This is a genomic window from Shewanella sp. 10N.286.51.B8, assembly GCF_041469325.1.
Taxonomy (GTDB): domain Bacteria; phylum Pseudomonadota; class Gammaproteobacteria; order Enterobacterales; family Shewanellaceae; genus Shewanella.
Window position 1 is genome coordinate 60,125 of the sequence record NZ_JBFRKG010000017.1, and the last position, 18,373, is coordinate 78,497.

Annotated in this window: 16 protein-coding genes; 7 read left to right on the forward strand and 9 right to left on the reverse strand. The window is 40.7% G+C overall.

The genetic code is table 11. The features are described 5' to 3' along the window. Positions 1–4: 4 nt before the first annotated feature. Complete coding sequence (gene clpS, locus AB4160_RS07565; RefSeq protein ID WP_102437870.1) at positions 5–313, reverse strand: ATP-dependent Clp protease adapter ClpS; 309 nt, start codon at positions 311–313, stop codon at positions 5–7. Positions 314–506: 193 nt separating this feature from the next. Here clpS and cspD point away from each other — a divergent pair, with 193 nt between their 5' ends. Continuing rightward, a complete protein-coding gene (gene cspD / locus AB4160_RS07570) occupies positions 507–713 on the forward strand; it encodes a cold shock domain-containing protein CspD (protein WP_055024439.1) in 207 nt (68 codons plus the stop codon). A gap of 359 nt (positions 714–1,072) precedes the next feature. Here cspD and AB4160_RS07575 read toward each other — a convergent pair whose 3' ends face one another. Then, entirely contained in the window at positions 1,073–3,298 is a 2,226-nt protein-coding gene (locus AB4160_RS07575) for an NADP-dependent isocitrate dehydrogenase (RefSeq protein WP_102437872.1), read from the reverse strand. Positions 3,299–3,580: 282 nt separating this feature from the next. Between AB4160_RS07575 and AB4160_RS07580 the strand changes: the two genes are divergently transcribed. The 6 genes from AB4160_RS07580 (at position 3,581) to AB4160_RS07605 (ending at position 9,250) form a co-directional block, all read left to right on the forward strand. Continuing rightward, positions 3,581–4,234 carry an rRNA large subunit pseudouridine synthase E gene (locus tag AB4160_RS07580; protein WP_372004123.1) on the forward strand — a complete coding sequence of 218 codons (654 nt, stop codon included), beginning with the start codon at positions 3,581–3,583 and terminating at the stop codon, positions 4,232–4,234. Positions 4,235–4,270: 36 nt separating this feature from the next. Continuing rightward, on the forward strand, positions 4,271–4,750 hold the full coding sequence (locus AB4160_RS07585) for an NUDIX hydrolase (RefSeq protein ID WP_372000316.1): 480 nt from the start codon (positions 4,271–4,273) through the stop codon (positions 4,748–4,750). Positions 4,751–4,870: 120 nt separating this feature from the next. Further along, positions 4,871–5,989, forward strand: a complete 1,119-nt coding sequence (mnmA, locus tag AB4160_RS07590; protein ID WP_102520013.1) for a tRNA 2-thiouridine(34) synthase MnmA — start codon at positions 4,871–4,873, stop codon at positions 5,987–5,989. Between the two features lie 3 nt (positions 5,990–5,992). Further along, positions 5,993–6,613, forward strand: coding sequence for a high frequency lysogenization protein HflD (gene hflD, locus AB4160_RS07595; RefSeq protein ID WP_076536241.1), 621 nt, complete (start codon positions 5,993–5,995; stop codon positions 6,611–6,613). A 55-nt stretch (positions 6,614–6,668) separates the two neighbouring features. After that, positions 6,669–8,039: an adenylosuccinate lyase gene (gene purB / locus AB4160_RS07600; RefSeq protein WP_102437878.1), complete on the forward strand. Its 1,371-nt coding sequence runs from the start codon at positions 6,669–6,671 to the stop codon at positions 8,037–8,039. Between the two features lie 80 nt (positions 8,040–8,119). Then, on the forward strand, positions 8,120–9,250 hold the full coding sequence (locus AB4160_RS07605; protein WP_372004125.1) for a JmjC domain-containing protein: 1,131 nt from the start codon (positions 8,120–8,122) through the stop codon (positions 9,248–9,250). Positions 9,251–9,345: 95 nt separating this feature from the next. On the opposite strand, the gene lpxM is transcribed toward AB4160_RS07605, so the two are convergent. The 7 genes from lpxM to AB4160_RS07640 all read right to left on the reverse strand — a co-directional run bounded on the left by lpxM (position 9,346) and on the right by AB4160_RS07640 (position 18,056). After that, the gene (gene lpxM / locus AB4160_RS07610; RefSeq protein WP_102437882.1) at positions 9,346–10,281 is read right to left on the reverse strand and encodes a lauroyl-Kdo(2)-lipid IV(A) myristoyltransferase; all 936 of its coding nucleotides are present in this window, start codon (positions 10,279–10,281) and stop codon (positions 9,346–9,348) included. 177 nt (positions 10,282–10,458) lie between these two features. Beyond that, complete coding sequence (gene ihfA / locus AB4160_RS07615) at positions 10,459–10,758, reverse strand: integration host factor subunit alpha (RefSeq protein WP_102437883.1); 300 nt, start codon at positions 10,756–10,758, stop codon at positions 10,459–10,461. Positions 10,759–10,762: 4 nt separating this feature from the next. Then, positions 10,763–13,150, reverse strand: coding sequence for a phenylalanine--tRNA ligase subunit beta (gene pheT / locus AB4160_RS07620; protein WP_372004127.1), 2,388 nt, complete (start codon positions 13,148–13,150; stop codon positions 10,763–10,765). A gap of 15 nt (positions 13,151–13,165) precedes the next feature. Beyond that, positions 13,166–14,149, reverse strand: a complete 984-nt coding sequence (pheS, locus tag AB4160_RS07625) for a phenylalanine--tRNA ligase subunit alpha (RefSeq protein ID WP_076536230.1) — start codon at positions 14,147–14,149, stop codon at positions 13,166–13,168. A 497-nt stretch (positions 14,150–14,646) separates the two neighbouring features. Further along, positions 14,647–15,519: an NAD(P)-dependent oxidoreductase gene (locus tag AB4160_RS07630; RefSeq protein ID WP_102437887.1), complete on the reverse strand. Its 873-nt coding sequence runs from the start codon at positions 15,517–15,519 to the stop codon at positions 14,647–14,649. 117 nt (positions 15,520–15,636) lie between these two features. Next, entirely contained in the window at positions 15,637–16,122 is a 486-nt protein-coding gene (locus AB4160_RS07635; RefSeq protein WP_102437889.1) for an acyl-CoA thioesterase, read from the reverse strand. Positions 16,123–16,361: 239 nt separating this feature from the next. Beyond that, the gene (locus tag AB4160_RS07640; protein ID WP_198589307.1) at positions 16,362–18,056 is read right to left on the reverse strand and encodes a hypothetical protein; all 1,695 of its coding nucleotides are present in this window, start codon (positions 18,054–18,056) and stop codon (positions 16,362–16,364) included. Positions 18,057–18,373 lie beyond the last annotated feature (317 nt).

Sequence of the window (18,373 nt, forward strand, 5' to 3'; positions counted from 1 at the left end):
TTCACTATGCGGCTTCTAATGTACACAGCAACGGATGTTCGTTTTCTCTGGCAAATTGATTTACTTGTAAGACTTTGGTTTCAGCGATCCCAAATGAAAAAACACCACATATTCCTTTACCTTGGTGATGGATAGCCAACATGATGTCTGTGGCTTGCTGTTCATCCTTGTTAAAAAAGCGTTGAAGCACTTCAATAACAAAATCCATCGGTGTGTAATCATCGTTATTTAACACGACCTTATACATTGAAGGTGGTTGTAGCTCCGATTCAACACGCTCTTTAGTGTGCTCTACGCTGCCTAATCTACCCATGTGTTAATACTAGCCTCTAGTTTGGTACAAGACCAATTGATATTATTAAATTAATTAAATGTTGTCATTTTGTTAATTTTTACTTGACATCTTTTCGTACAAATTTCATTCTGTTTGCAGGCGGCACATGTAGACCGCTCTTAATAAGTTTTACTATCTTACTGGTAAGTAGGCAACAGAAGGAAGTGGAAGTATGGCAAGCGGAACTGTTAAATGGTTCAACAACGCCAAAGGATTCGGGTTTATATGCCCAGATCAGGGTGGCGAAGATGTTTTTGCACATTATTCAACTATTGAAATGGAAGGCTACAGAACGCTAAAAGCGGGTCAGCCTGTCGATTTCGAAACTGAGCAGGGCCCAAAGGGCATGCATGCTTCAGCCATTTCACCAACAAAATAGTCGGTGAAACTATAAATCAAAAAGGCAGAGATTTTAATCTCTGCCTTTTTTATTGGGCAAATAAAAAGTAAATATTAAACTGTTTGCCCAAAAAAACACCTAATCGTAAATAAAACTGAGGTTCAATTCATCTTAACTTAAGCAACTTCAACCTCCGGCGTTAACAAATTTGCTGACAGAGGCTAAATCTCACTGAGCCTAGTTTCAGTATTCAAGCCTTGAAAGCTTATCCCATTAACTGAGTGCGATTAAAATCAGTCGAACTGGCTATGGCGGCAAACAGGCACAAAAAAGCAGAGAGCAAGCCCTCTGCTTTACGGCATCAATTTTATGCCTTCAATTTAGCCACAAAAAAACGCTTAATGTGTAATAAATTGATTTAGTAATGCACTTGGACGCATGGCAGCTTCAGCTTTTGCTGCGTCTAAACGGTAGTAACCACCTAAATCAACAGCAGGGCCTTGTGATGCATTCAATTCCGCCACAATTGCCGCTTCGTTAGATGTTAGCGACTCAGCAAGTTCAGTAAACTGCGCAGCTAATTCCGTATCAACAGTTTGCACTGAGACAGCTTGAGCCCAATACATGGCTAAATAAAAGTGACTACCACGGTTATCAAGCTCACCAACACGACGTGAAGGTGATTTATTGCTATCAAGGAATTGGCCGATAGCAATATCTAACGTATCCGCTAGCACCTGTGCTTTAGGGTTATTTGCTGTTTGGCTTAAATGCTCTAAAGAAGCCGCTAATGCCAAAAATTCACCCAGTGAATCCCAGCGTAAATGGCCTTCTTTCTCAACTTGTTGAACATGCTTAGGTGCACTACCACCCGCGCCTGTTTCAAATAAGCCACCGCCATTCATTAACGGCACAATTGATAGCATTTTAGCACTAGTGCCTAATTCAAGAATTGGGAATAGATCAGTCAGGTAATCACGCAGTACGTTACCCGTTACAGAAATAGTATCTAAACCTTGTTTAACGCGAGCGAGTGTCACTCGAGTTGCTTCTACTGGTGCAAGAATTTGTATATCCAAGCCGTCAGTATCATGATCTTGAAGATAAGCTTCAACTTTAGTGATTAATTGAGCGTCATGAGCACGCTTACTGTCTAACCAGAAAATTGCAGGCGTGGCACTTAAACGTGAACGTCGAACTGCTAACTTAACCCAATCGCGGATTGGTGCATCTTTTACCTGGCACATTCTGAAAATGTCACCAACTTCAACATTATGCGTCATCAACACCTTGCCAGCACGGTTAACAACGTTAACAACACCTGCTTGTGCAATTTCAAATGTTTTATCATGACTACCGTATTCTTCGGCTTTTTGAGCCATCAAACCGACGTTTGGCACACTGCCCATTGTGGTTGGGTTAAATGCGCCATTGGTTTTACAAAATGCAATTGTTTCTTGATACACACCGGCATAACAACGATCAGGGATCATTGCTTTGGTGTCTTTAAGTTGGCCATCTGGGCCCCACATTTTACCTGAAGAACGAATAGCTGCAGGCATAGATGCATCAATAATAATATCACTTGGTACGTGTAAGTTAGTGATGCCTTTATCTGAATCAACCATCGCCAATGCTGGACGTTTAGCATAAACCGCAGCAATATCAGCCTCGATTTCTGCGCGCTGGGCTTCTGGTAATGTGGCAATTTTTGCGTATACATCACCAAAACCATTGTTAACATCAACGCCTAATTCATCAAACAGCACTTGGTGCTTGTCAAAAACCTCTTTAAAGAAAACTTTTACAGCGTGACCAAATAAAATCGGGTCTGATACTTTCATCATTGTTGCTTTAAGGTGCAATGACAATAGTACATCTTCAGATTTAGCCGCTTCGATTTCTCGCTCGTAAAAGGCAACTAAAGCTTTGTTGCTCATTACTGCGGTATCAATTACTTCACCGGCTAATAAAGATAAGCCCGTTTTCAAAGCTACTTTTTGGCCATCTGCTTGGGTTAGCACGATATCTACAGTATCAGCATCAGTCAGGGTGACTGATTGCTCACTACCGTAAAAATCACCTTCATTCATATGCGCAACGTGTGATGCTGAATCACTTGCCCATTTACCCATTGAATGCGGGTTTTTCTTAGCGTAATTTTTTACCGATGTTGGCGCGCGGCGATCAGAGTTACCTTCACGCAATACCGGGTTTACTGCACTGCCTTTAATCTTGTCATAACGTGACTGAGATTCACGCTCTGCATCAGTCGATGGCTCATCTGGGTAGTTTGGTATGTCGTAACCTTTCGCTTGAAGTTCAGCGATACAGGCTTTTAACTGTGGAATTGACGCACTGATGTTAGGTAACTTGATAATATTAGCTTCAGGCGTATTTGCCATTAGGCCTAACTCAGTGAGTGCATCAGCAATTTTTTGCTCTGCAGTTAACTTTTCAGGAAAGTTAGCAATAATACGGCCAGATAAAGATATATCTCTAGTCTCGACTTTTACACCTGCAGCATTGGTAAATGTGCGGATGATAGGGAGTAATGACAGCGTAGCTAATGCGGGGGCTTCATCAGTTTCAGTATAAATGATCGTTGGAGAATTATCTTTCATGCTTTTTCCTACATTATTGAAATAAATAGTTTTTATAAATTATTATTGTAATAAGTATCTACCTAAAAAGACCTTTAATCTATTGTTAAAGTGTAATTTTGCGGCACAAATCCATATGAAATTTGAAAAATAAATAGTGGCTGCTTGTTTTTTAAAAACGGGTACAGATCACATTTTTAGGCCAACATCATAGACCATTATGTGCAAGATTCAAATTCCACTAAGGCCCAATGCCGAGTAAACTATACAAAATGAATCAATTTCATCATTAAAGGCTTTTATATGTCAGTCAATGGCAAACCAAAACGTTTCAGTAATAAATTTGCATCCCCAACATCAACTCGCCCAATGAAAAAAGGCTTTAAACGCCCAGTAGCTAAGCCAGTATCCGATCCCGTAATTGTGTTGTTTAACAAACCTTTTGATGTTTTATGTCAATTTACCGATGAATCTGGTCGCCAAACCTTAAAAGATTTTATTCCAGTAAAAGACGTTTATGCTGCAGGACGTTTAGATAGAGACAGTGAAGGCTTATTGCTACTCACTAATGACGGTAAACTGCAGGCGAAATTGACCCAGCCGAAAAAGAATACCTTTAAGACTTATTGGGCTCAAGTTGAAGGTGAGCCAGATGCAGCGTCAATAAAAGCACTCTGCCAAGGGGTTGAACTAAAAGATGGCATGACCTTGCCAGCAAAAGCAAAAGTAATCGATGAACCTGCGGTTTGGGAGCGAACCCCGCCAGTGCGTGAGCGAAAGTCTATTCCAACAACCTGGTTAGAAATTCAAATTTGTGAAGGCAGAAACCGACAAGTGAGACGCATGACAGCGCATATCGGCCACCCTACTTTAAGATTAATTCGCTATAAAATAGGTCAATGGAGTTTAGGTGACATTAATTGTGGTGAATATAAAGTCCACAAACAAGAAAGTTAATCTGTCACACAAGATTTTTAGGCAATAGGATAAGTCATGGTGAAACCACGTTATAAACCCAATACCACTGTTGCTTGTGTTATCCATTGTGATAATAAATTTTTATTAGTTGAAGAAATTATTGATGGTGAAGTGCGCTTTAACCAACCTGCAGGGCATTTAGAAGCCAATGAAACCATCATTGATGCCTGCATTCGGGAAGTAAAAGAAGAAACCGGATTAAATATTACTATTTCGGCACTCGTTTGCATCTACCAATTTAGTGCATCAAACGCATTGTCTTTTATGCGATTTACTTTTTGCGCACAAGTAAACAAATGCGTTGAATGCACCCCAACAGATCCTGCTATTAGTGCCTGCCATTGGTTAACTATAGAACAGGTAAAAGCCCGTCAAAATCAACTTCGCAGCCCATTAGTACTCAAATCTATTGAAGACTATTTACATAAACCCCACAGCCCATTATCACTGATTAATAGTGAACTGCAGATCATAGCCGCAACCAATAATGCATGATAGAATATGCGCCGCACATTTTGGAGATTTATAGGTTCATTTGTCAGCGCACTTGAAATGCACTAACGGCGACCACATTATAATCTCTAACTACCCAAACACTCATGGTTTCTAGGTTTTATGACATTAAGTACTCCCAATCCAAATGGTAAAAAAGTCATCGTTGGCATGTCCGGCGGTGTAGATTCTTCTGTTTCTGCGTATTTGCTTATGCAGCAAGGCTACCAAGTAGAAGGATTGTTCATGAAGAACTGGGAAGAAGATGATACCGATGAGTATTGTGCGGCTTCTGAAGACTTAAAAGATGCCCAGTCCGTCTGTGATAAATTAGGCATTAAACTTCATACAGTTAACTTTGCGGCAGAGTATTGGGACAATGTTTTCGAGTATTTCTTAGCGGAATATAAAGCAGGTCGTACCCCAAATCCCGATATCATCTGTAACAAAGAAATCAAATTCAAAGCATTTTTAGAATTCGCTGACGAAATTCTTGATGCTGACTATATTGCTATGGGCCACTACGTTCGCCGTTATGACAGTGCTGACGGAACTCAAATGTTACGTGGTGTTGATGGCAATAAAGATCAAAGTTATTTCCTCTATACCCTTAGTCATGAGCAAGTGGCTAAAAGTTTATTCCCTGTGGGCGAATTAGAAAAACACCAAGTTCGTGATATCGCCAAAGAAATGGGCTTAATCACCCATGATAAAAAAGACAGTACTGGCATCTGCTTTATCGGTGAGCGCAAGTTTACTGACTTTTTAGCAACCTACTTACCTGCTCAGCCTGGTGATATTGAAACCGCTGATGAAGGTGAAGTGATTGGTACCCACCAAGGATTGATGTACCACACACTAGGCCAGCGTAAAGGTCTGGGTATTGGTGGCTTGAAAAATAGTAACGATGATCCTTGGTATGTGGTTGATAAAGATTTAACCCGCAATGTGCTCGTTGTGGCCCAAGGTGGTAAGCATCCACGGTTAATGTCTACTGGCATGTTGGTCAATCAATTACATTGGGTTGACCGCAAAGGCCCAAGCGCACCAGCAAAAATTACCGTTAAAACTCGTTATCGTCAGCAAGATGTGCACTGCACTGTGACTTATGATGATGACAGTAACTTAAGGGTTATTTTTGATGAACCCGTTGCTGCGGTAACGCCGGGGCAATCTGCAGTATTTTATGATGGTGAAGTCTGCCTTGGCGGCGGAATCATTGATTGTTTAATTAGAGGATAGTCTGTGAGCCAAGTCTTATTTGAACGCACTATGGCGTTTGCCGGAATATTACAAGCTATTGCTCAAGTACAACATATTGCTCGTCATGGTGATTCAGATGAAAGCGCACTTGCTGCAAGTCTGAACACCATCATGGTCACAGATCCTGATTCTATTAGTGATATCTATACCGATAAGCAAGCACTTAATAAAGGTTATCAGCTCATTGAAAACCAATTGGGTGATGGTAATAGCAAGGATGTGGAAACCACCCGCTACCTTGTTGGTATGTTAGCACTGGAGCGCAAACTGGCTCGCTCAGCAAATGGCTTAGGCATGTTAGCTGAACGCATCAACCAAGTGCATCGACAACTACACCATTTTGCGATTACTGATGAACAAATCATCGCCAGTCTTGCCAGTATTTACAGTGATACCATCAGTGAACTGGGACCTAAATTGCAAATTTCTGGGAATCCAGCTTATTTACAACAACCGCAAGTACAACAAAAAATTCGTGCTTTATTGCTAGCAGCGATGCGCAGTGCCGTTTTATGGCGACAACTGGGAGGCAAACGCCGTCACTTAGTTTTTGCCCGTAAAGCCATTGTGGATACCGCTATCAGTAGCCGTAAAAATAATTAACGATTCACCCTACAAATATTCCAACTTACAATAAAAGTTCATCAAGGAGCTTCAAATGGATCTTTCTGCACTGACAGCTATCTCGCCGATAGACGGTCGTTACGGTAGTAAAACCACCTCTCTACGAGGTATTTTCAGCGAATTCGGTTTAACAAAATACCGTGTACAAGTTGAAATTAACTGGTTAAAACTACTTTCAAGTTGCCCAGAGATTGAAGAAGTTCCGCCATTTAGTGAAGACGCATTAGCGTTACTAGATAGCATTAAGGATAACTTCAGTGAAGAAGACGCTTTGCGCGTTAAAACGATTGAAAGAACCACTAACCATGACGTTAAAGCGGTTGAGTATTTCATCAAAGAACAAATTGCAGATAACGCTGAATTAGTTGCAATCGACGAATTCGTACATTTTGCTTGTACTTCTGAAGATATTAATAACTTATCTCACGCATTAATGCTTAAAGAAGCACGTGAATTAGTATTAGCGCCTCAGTGTCTAGAAATTGTCAATGCGCTTAAGCAATTAGCAAGAGACAACAAATCAGTACCATTGATGTCACGTACACATGGTCAACCGGCTTCGCCTTCTACGCTGGGTAAAGAAATGGCTAACGTTGCCGTTCGTTTAGAACGCCAACTAGACCAAATCAATGCAGTAGAAATCATGGGTAAAATCAATGGCGCTGTGGGTAACTACAATGCTCACCTTTCTGCTTACCCAGAAGTTAACTGGCATGAGCTGTCACAACGCTTTGTGACAAGTTTAGGTATTAACTGGAACGCATACACCACTCAAATTGAGCCCCATGATTACATCGCTGAGTTATTTGATGCTATTGCCCGTTTCAACACCATCTTAATCGATTTCGATCGTGACATTTGGGGCTACATTGCATTAGGTCACTTCAAGCAACGCACTATCGCTGGCGAGATTGGTTCATCAACCATGCCGCACAAAGTTAACCCAATTGATTTTGAAAATTCTGAAGGTAACTTAGGTATTGCTAACGCGTTAATGCAGCATTTAGCCGCAAAGCTTCCTGTATCAAGATGGCAGCGAGATTTAACTGACTCAACAGTATTGCGTAACTTAGGTGTTGGTATGGCGCATTCATTAATTGCTTATCAAGCAACAATGAAAGGCATCAGCAAGCTTGAAGTGAATGAAGCAAACCTTCGCGCTGAGTTAGATAAAAACTGGGAAGTATTAGCAGAGCCAGTACAAACAGTGATGCGTCGCTACGGCATTGAAAAGCCATACGAGAAATTAAAAGAGTTAACCCGTGGTAAGCGTATCGACGGCGATCAACTTGCAGTCTTTATCGATGGTCTAGAGTTACCTGATAACGTTAAAGCTGAACTTAAAACAATGACGCCAGCCAACTACATTGGTCGTGCTGAAGCATTTGTTGACGAGTTAAAATAATCTTCCACTCAATAACAACTATTGATTGTTGAATAAGGATAGGCGGCAGTTCCATAAGGATTGCCGCCTTTTTTAATACTATGTATACATTAAATTTTGATACTGCTGAGTTCATCAGTAAATATTGGCAACAAAAACCTATAGTCATCAAAAATGCCTTTAAGGCATTTGAAGATCCAATATCGGCCGATGAACTTGCAGGCCTAGCCATGGAAGAAGATATCTCTTCTCGCATCGTTAAAACTGAAACCGATGACTGGAAAGTGATTCAAGGGCCGTTTGAAGACTATGACGAACATGGCGATGACAAATGGCAGTTACTTGTACAAGCGGTAAACCATTGGTATCCGGAGTCTCAACCACTGGTTGAAGCATTCAGATTTTTACCTGATTGGCGTTTTGATGACTTAATGGTATCGTTTGCCACCCCACAAGGCGGCATTGGGCCACATATTGATAATTATGATGTGTTCTTGATCCAAGGAGAAGGGGAACGCCGCTGGAAAGTGGGCCATAATGGCGAACATCAATGCCGTGGTGGAGATCCATCAAGTCCATTAGTCGATGACTTTGAACCTATTATTGATGTGGTGCTCAGCAAAGGCGATATGTTATATATTCCGCCAGGCTACCCTCATTGCGGTGAAACCTTAAGTCTTGCAATGAGTTATTCTATTGGTTTTAGAGCGCCAAGTCAGCAAGAGTTATTAACTGAGTTGGCTGATTCGCTGATTGATAACAGTGCTGGCCAACATAGATTTACCTCTAGCGAAGAAGCTGCAAGCCATGGCCTAGTCAGTCAAACTCAGCAGCAAGGGATCATGGATTTACTGGCTCAATTAGCAACTGATCCTGCCCAATACCAAACTATGCTAGGTAAGTTACTCAGCCAAAATCGTTTTGAACTCGATATCAATCCCTTTGAAGCGCCAATTTCAACAACAGATGTTAAGGAAGCCATTGAAGATGGCGCTAACATGCAACGTATTGGCGGCTTAAAGGTATTAAGCCTAGAGGCTGATACCCAAGCGCAGTTGTATATCAATGGTGAAGTGGTTTACGCCGCAGGGATTGAACAAGACATCATCGCCGAGATCGCCAATAATCACCTACTCACTCAATCGCAGCTTCAAAACTGGCTCAATGATCAGCAAGTCATGACGGTATTAACCCAGCTTATCAATCAAGGTTGGTATTACTTTTCAGAGTAACCGTTAATTAAAGTGACATCTTAGCGCCACACTAATTTTCCTTTAACCAAAAAAAGCACTCATCGAGTGCTTTTTTGGTTTATTAGTTATTCAAATTAATAGATTTTTGCTTGCCCTTCTGGACGGGTTTTAAGGAATTTCAAAAACCACATATATTGCTCAGGGTAAGCTTGAATAACTTGCTCAACCATTTTATTTAAAGCAATGGCTTCGTTATCCTTACCTTGCATATCTTCAGGCTTAACTTGCGGCATCACGGTCAACTTAAACTGGTAAGCTGCTTTGTCGTAACCAATTTTTACCGGTAAAACCTGCGCCTTACCTGCTTGCGCTAAACGCCCTACTACCGGTAAGGTGGCTTTTTCTGTTGCCAGCAATGGAGCAAATACACTTTGCTCAGGACCTAAATCTTCATCTGGTAAATAAAAGAAGCTATTATCTTGCTTTAATTCAGTGATTAGCGCGCGTATGCCCGCCTCTCGCATGTAAACGCGGCCATTCTTACTACTGCGTAGTCGATTACTAAACCAATTGAATAAGCCGTTATTATGAGCTTTGGCCATGGTAACCATAGGCAGTTCGATATTTAAACGCAGCCCGGCATAATCAATCGGCCATACATGGGGCATGATAAAAATAATCGGCTGGCCAGCATCACGCGCGGCTTGCACATGTTCAAAACCTGTAATACTGACTCGACGCCTTAGATGCGCATCTGAGCGAATTAATAATTCAGCTTGAGATACCAAGGTTAAAACAAACATATCGACGTTGGCGTTAATTAACTCATCCACCTCAGTCGCTGACTTCTCAGGAAAACATGTTTGAATATTGATACGCGCAATATTGATGGGTTTTTTCGCATAAGACAGTACCAGCTTGGCTAATAGTCGCGCTATAGGATCTCGCAACCAAGCAGGCATCACCCCAAACATAAATAACACCATAATGGCTAGCCATGTACCCCAATATTTCGGGTGCAATAAAGATAGGGTAAAGCGACGATCGAAATGTTTTGCTTGTCTAGCCAAAAGAAACCTCAAAGATTACATTAACACAGTGAAACAAAGAGCCTAAGGAATTGGCCATAATACCAATTTATCAGCGGGACAACATCTGAATATTGTAAAATTGCTACTTTGAATCTTGCTTAATTTGTTAAAATAAAAAAGCCACTCAATGAGTGGCTTTTTTATTAAACAGTGAAACTACTTCTTTTCAGCATTTGCTTCTTCAACACGTGTTTTGAGTTTTTGCCCCGGACGGAACGTCACTACACGGCGAGCTGAAATAGGAATATCTTCACCAGTTTTTGGGTTCCTTCCCGGTCTTTGGTTTTTATCGCGCAAATCAAAGTTTCCAAAGCCAGATAACTTGACCTGCTCACCACTTTCAAGTGCTTCTCTAATCTCTTCAAAGAAAGACTCAACCATCTCTTTGGCTACACGTTTGTTCATGCCAAGTGTTTCGAAAAGATGTTCTGCCATTTCGGCTTTGGTAAGTGCCATACTTTTAATCCCTCAACAATGCGTTGAACTCGCTCTTAAGTGCCGAGACAACTGAATCAACAGTTTCAGTAATGTCTTTTTCTTCAAGTGTACGAGTAATGTCTTGTAATGTAAGTGCGATTGCAAGGCTCTTTTTGCCAGCTTCAACACCTTTACCCCGGTATACATCGAACAAGTTTAAGCCAACCAACTGATTTTCGCCAACTTTTCTTATCAAATTCATAACATTAGTTGCAGAAACTTCTTCGTCTACAACAACAGCAATATCACGTCGATTAGCAGGAAACTTAGATACAGCTTGGGCTAGCGGCAAACTGGCTTGTAATAAAGCGTCCAGTTCTAACTCAAAAACAATTGTTTTGCCATTAAGGCCAAAAGGCTTCTCCAAACTAGGATGGATAGCACCTATGACACCAATAACTCGATTATTTCTCAATATTTCAGCACATTGCCCTGGATGTAGAGCTGAATGTGTTGCACTTCTAAAAGTAAATTCAGAAGTCGAAACTGTCAAGCCGATAATTGATTCTAAATCGCCTTTTAAATCAAAGAAGTCGACAGTTTTAGATTCCATAGACCAATGTTCATCATTTTGAACACCAGAAATAACCGCGCCAATCATCGCTTGTTGTCTAACGCCAGAATCTGCTTTGGCATCAGGTACAAAGCGTAAACCGGTTTCAAATAAACGTACGCGACCTTGTTGACGGCTTTGGTTATAACCTACACAAGTTAATAAACCCGTGAACATCGATAAACGCATCGCTGACATTTCAACCGAAATAGGATTCGGTAAAATCATTGCAGGCTCATTTGGATGAACAATGTTTTGTAACTTAGGATCAACAAAGCTATAGGTCACAGCTTCTTGGAAACCGCGAGCCACTAATACACTGCGCACTTTACTTAATGGAATATTAGCTTCTTTGTGATCAGACATACTTAATGAAGCAACAGGTGCAATATTTGGGATATTGTTATATCCGTAAATACGGGCAACTTCTTCGATTAAATCTTCTTCAATGGCCATATCAAAACGATATGTTGCCGTGGTCACATTCCAAGCGTCAGCGGTTACTGCAACAGTAAATCCAAGACGCTCAAGAATTTCTGTCACATCGCTATCAGGGATATGATGACCTAGAATTTTGTCTAACTTGCTTCGGCGCAAAGTGATTTGAGCCGGCTTTGGTAAATGCGTTTCAGATACTGCTTCAGCAATAGGACCTGCTTCACCACCACAAATATCAAGTACTAAGCGCGTAGCTCGGTCCATAACTTTATGTTGAAGCTCAGGGTCAACACCACGTTCAAAACGGTGTGACGCATCTGTGTGTAAGCCTAAGCGGCGAGATTTACCCATAATGGCTAAAGGCGCAAAGAATGCACACTCTAATAAAATATCTTGGGTCTTTTCGGTTACGCCTGACGCTTCACCGCCAAATACACCCGCTAATGCCACGGCTGCTTTATCGTCAGCAATGACTAGAGTGTCGCATGGAACAGTAATTTCATTACCGTCAAGTAAAGTTAACTTTTCAACACCATCGCTTAAACGCACTTGGATAGCACCATTTAAGGCTGCTAAGTCAAAGGCATGCATTGGCTGACCGTATTCAATTAATACGTAGTTAGTAATATCAACAATCGGATCGATTGAACGAATACCACTACGACGTAACTTCTCTTGCATCCATAAAGGCGTTGCTGCCGCTAGGTTTACATTCTTAACCACACGGCCTAAATAACGAGGACAGGCATCTGCTGCAATAACGTTAATTTCAACTTTATCATCGATAGTCGCAGTTACTGCATCCCACGTTGGCTCAACAACCGCTTGACGGTTTAATACACCGACTTCGCGCGCTAAACCTGCCATACCTAAACAATCAGCACGGTTAGCGGTTAAATCAACATCTATAATCGCATCGTTTAATTCAAGGTATTCACGGATGTCTTTACCGATTGGAGCATCTGTTGGTAATTCAATAATACCGTCGCTGTCGATATCAATACCGATTTCGCCGTATGAACACAACATACCAAATGATGGCTGACCGCGCAGTTTGGCTTTTTTAATTTTAAAATCGCCAGGTAACACAGCGCCCACCATTGCCACAGCAACTTTTAAGCCTAAACGGCAGTTTGGTGCACCGCAGACGATATCAATTAACTCATCGCCGCCAACATTAATTTTAGTTACGCGTAATTTGTCAGCATCTGGATGCTGACCACACTCAACCACTTCACCAACAATCACACCGCTAAATTCGGCTGCAACGGCATCAATACCGTCAACTTCAAGACCGGCCATTGTGATTTGGTGTGATAATTCTTCACGGCTTACAGATGGGCTAACCCATTCACGAAGCCAAGATTCACTGAATTTCATCTTTATATTGCTCCGTTATTTGAATTGCTTAAGAAAACGTAAATCGTTTTCAAAGAAGGCACGTAAGTCGTTAACACCGTAGCGCAGCATAGTCAAACGCTCAACCCCCATACCAAAAGCAAAACCAGAGTATTTTTCTGGGTCGATACCGACACTGCGAAGGACATTAGGGTGCACCATGCCGCAACCTAATACTTCAAGCCACTTACCGTTTTTACCCATAACATCAACTTCAGCTGAAGGCTCAGTAAACGGGAAGTAAGATGGACGGAATCGCACTTCTAAATCTTCTTCGAAAAAGTTACGTAAGAAGTCATGCAAAATGCCTTTCAGCTCTGCAAAGTTAACTTTTTCATCAACTAACAAACCTTCCACTTGGTGGAACATTGGCGTGTGAGTTTGATCGTAGTCGTTACGATAAACACGACCTGGAGAAATGATACGTAAAGGTGGCTTTTCATGCTCCATGGTACGAATTTGTACCCCTGAAGTTTGCGTACGCAACATCACTTTTGGATTGAAATAAAAGGTGTCATGATCAGCACGAGCTGGATGATGCTCAGAAATATTCAATGCATCGAAGTTATGAAAGTCATCTTCGATTTCAGGACCATGCTTAGTGGTAAAACCAAGCTCGCCAAAGAAAGTTTCAATACGTTCAATCGTACGTGTTACTGGGTGTAAACCGCCCATTTCAAGCGTACGACCTGGTAAGGTTACATCGATTTTATCTGCGATAAGTTGCGCTTCTAATTCAGCAGCCTTTAAGCCTTCAATACGCTCAGAAAGTTGCTTCTGTACCGCTTGCTTAGCTTGGTTGACTGCTTGTCCAAAGGCAGGTTTCTCTGCTGGACTTAAGCTACCCATCATTTTCATCATGTCAGTGATCTTACCTTTCTTACCAAGGTAGTCGACACGGATATCATCCAGTGTCTTTAGATCACTGGCCTTACCTATTACTTCTAAGGCTTGTTCTACGATCTCTGTTAACTGCTGCATTTTCTCATCCACTGCATTTTTGCATATCAAATGCTATTGGGCGCCTGATTATCAGGCGACATAGTAGTCTAGGCACAAAGTCAACTTTATGCCTAAAGCATGGGGGTAAAACAAAAGCTGGAATTTTACGTTAGCTAAGCTTAATTTACTAGCATTTATTACGATTTTATTGAGTAAAATGCGGCATTTAAATTAAATCGAATTTATATTTTCGATAGTATAATTTAATACAAATTAACGACCTATTAACTTAAGCGCCATTTATGAGCAGCAAATGCTTATAAGCTAATCAATCACCTTGAGAACCAATGAACATTATTACAACAAGTGATAGTAAATTATTGAATTTTTTACAAATACCAAGGGCTAATACGATAACAAAAAAGCTCACTGGCAATGTTAAATACCAGCGAGCTTTTATGTTACCAACAAACTAAATTCGCAACTTAAACGACAAAATTGTGCAATGGCTAATAAGTTATCACCATTGAGAGCGTCTAGCGGTTTTTTTCTAAACGCGCTAACAAACTTGAAGTATCCCAGCGGTTACCTTTCATGGCTTGTACTTCAGAATAAAATTGATCCACTAAGGCAGTAACTGGTAACTGGCTACCATTACGACGCCCTTCATCTAAAGCAATAGCTAAATCTTTACGCATCCAGTCAATGGCAAAGCCAAAGTCATACTCACCTTGCCACATGGTTTGATAACGATTTTCCATTTGCCAGCTTTGAGCTGCGCCCTTGCTGATCACCTCAACCACTTTTAAACCATCAAGACCTGCACTTTTAGCAAAGTGTAACCCTTCGGCAAGCCCTTGCACCACTCCTGCGATACAGATTTGATTGACCATTTTGGTTAACTGGCCCGCGCCAACCTCCCCTAATAATTCTGCGCAGCGACTATAGGCCTCAATGACCGGTTTTACTTGGTTAAAAACGGCTTCTTTTCCGCCCATCATCACAGTTAACACGCCATTTTCAGCACCGGCTTGACCACCTGATACGGGCGCATCTAGAAACTCAACCTCTTGCTTAGCAAGCACGGCTGCCAGTTCACGAGCAACATCGGCAGATGCGGTGGTGTGATCGACCAAAATTGCACCAGCTTTTATCCCATGAACAATGCCATCTTCCCCTAAAACCACTTGGCGAAGATCGTCATCATTACCCACACAAGTAAACACGATATCTTGCTCTACTGCCGCAAGTTTTGGGGTCAATGCTAACTCACCAGAATATTGCGCTGCCCATTGCTGCGCTTTTGCTGTGGTGCGATTATAAACCGTAACTTGATGCCCTTGGTTAGCCAAATGCCCTGCCATTGGGTATCCCATCACGCCCAAGCCGATAAATGCTACTTTAGCCATATCATTCCTTCGTTCATTATTATTGTGGTTGTTTATTAAAAATAGTGTTGATTGTGCTACAAGCCAAAACGAGTCAGGCTTTATGAGTAAGCGATTGAATTTTGGCTAATACATTGATTACAAAGCCGGTTTTACATGGGCTTCCATTTCAGAGCCAATTTTTTTGCGCATATCCATTAAACGTAATGCTGAATCCCTCAAACGAATATCATCATCTGTTTGGGGGACCCACTCAGGTACTGATGTAGGTTTACCATCATCATCAACTGCGACCATAATCACGATACAATGGGTAGTAAGATGACGTTCAGGCTCTTTAGGGTCACCCGCTTTAACCGCTATACCAAAATGCATGGACGATGTGCCGGTATAAATAACTTTGGCGCTTACTTCAACAATATTGCCCACATGGATAGGCTTTACAAAACGAATACCACCAGCATAAGCGGTAATGCAATATTTACCACTCCAACCTGCAGCACCAGCATATGCAGCTAAATCAATCCATTTCATCACCGCGCCACCATGCACTTTGCCGCCAAAGTTCACATCTGCAGGTTCAGCTAAAAACCTTAAGGTAATTTCTCTTTCTAATCCGGCCATAACGACTCCTAATTCAGCTAATTAATGTCAGTTTACGATAATTAATCAAAGAAATGAGTAAAAATTATGCCTAAATGAAAATATTTGATGAAAGAGTACTTAATTGCTATTTGGTAGTTCAAAAAAATACTGCTGAGTTTCAAAAAACAAAAAAGCACAACTTAAAAAAGTTGTGCTTACTAAAACTGACACTATAAAGGGTTAGCTAATGGGTGGCTCTTGAATTACCACTGAATACATCAAAAACGATAACCTAAATTTAAAGTAAATGAACTTCTTGTTTCACCTTTATTGTACAGCCCTGTCAAATTTAAATGACGACCTATCTGTTTATTAAAACCCACTAAATAAGCCCATTGTTCTAACCCTACACCCACATCAAAAGTAAAGTCTTCACCGGTTCCCAATATATCGCCTAAATTACCAGTCATCGAAGGCTTAAGGCCTTGATATTCTGCGCCGATAAAAATTTGTGCTCGCGACTCAAGGAATTGATAACCAAGCATTGGCTGGATAGTCACAATACCATCTCCCCAATCCTGGCCATCAAGACGAGTTTTAGAGTAAGTTGCAGTAACAGATGCAAAAAATTCTTTATAACCGACAGAAAGCGTTGTCCCCAAACCTGCCAGATCATATTCTAAATGTAGCGGCACTTCGACTCTTCCTGGTGAGCATAAATCAGCGCCCTGATTTTCTAATAAACTGCATGCCAAACTGCCACCGATAACCCCGAGCTTATCTTCAAACACATCTTTAAGTTTTCCGGTATATTGGGCATCAACGACTGCATCCACATTCACCTTGCCCACTAAAGCATATATATTCCAAAACGGTAAAATATTGACATCAGCTCTAAATGAATAACTTTCAGCATTAACAGTGCCAACTGAGCTCGATGGATCAAACCATTCATCCAAATCTACCCCCATAATATTAAAACTATCAAAACCAAAATCCATATCTTGATTTCGATAAGCGACCGAAAAACCAAATGGCAGTGGCACATCAATACCTTGCTGGCGAACTAAATCACTCATTAACGGAAAGAGTCTATCTAAATCGACCTTTTCTTCACGAATGCGCGGATCAGAAACCATTTTTAATGACGCTTCATCAAAAACTAATGCACCATGTTCATCATCATAAAATGCCACGGGCTTGATAGTTGCGTGATAACTTGCTTCTTTGTTACCTTTTTTACCAGTAGCGTGAATCACTTTATTTGCAATGGCTGTGTGTCCGTTAACCAGTGTCATTAAATCAACTTCTTGACGATAATGTTCGACACTAAACGCATCAAAATCAAATGGTTTTGAATTGGTCATGACCATTTTGGTTGCAACACCATTTACTACAGTAAGCTTAACCCGCATAAAACGAAAATAAGCAATATCTTGCGGTAAACCATATTTAGAGTAATTAAAGCTTATTTCTATTTCATTGGCAGATATCTCATCAACAACGACGGAAGACTTATCATAACTTTCCATGTAATTTTTCAAGCGATATTCTGTTTTAGTTATTTGTTCGATAGTTTTTATGACATCCTCATTATCATCTAATTTAGATTGGTCATATTTAATTCTCAGATCAATATTACCGCGAGTATCTGTACTTTGAACCAAAAACACATCTGAACTTTTTACCTTATCGCCGACTTCCAAGGTTCTAACCACACGCTCAACTTGCTGATCACCTAGTGACAGCGAGCTTAAGCCTAATTTCAAAATATCTTCTGAAACGCCGTATTGTTGAAAAACATTTTGCTCCGCTGAATTAATGAGTTGTTTGTTGTTTTTATCTTCAACAAAAATACTTTCCTGCGCATAACTTACGTTTGAGAGTGTTAACAATATGGCTATTGGTATTGCTTTTAGAATACAGCGAGAAGTAGAAAAATGATTAAGTGAACAAAATAGCGTTTGATTCATTAATAGTACCCTTTGAAAGCCAATCTATGGCAAATAAGTTATCGAATCATTTCCTGATTCAAATTTCGGAAAAACATAATGCAAGTTCAGCAAACGTTATTGGCTAACGCGCTTTTTCCGTTCAATGGGAATATTGTATGTGTTTATTTATTAGATATTTAATCGCTATTGATGGATTAAACCCTACATGAATAAAAACCACTACTGAGATAAACAGCAAATCAGCATCAAAATTACCTAAGTAGATAAAATAAAAACGGATCAAAACCAATAGAAGGATTAGGGGGTTAAACTGGAATTATATATAAAAGAATGTA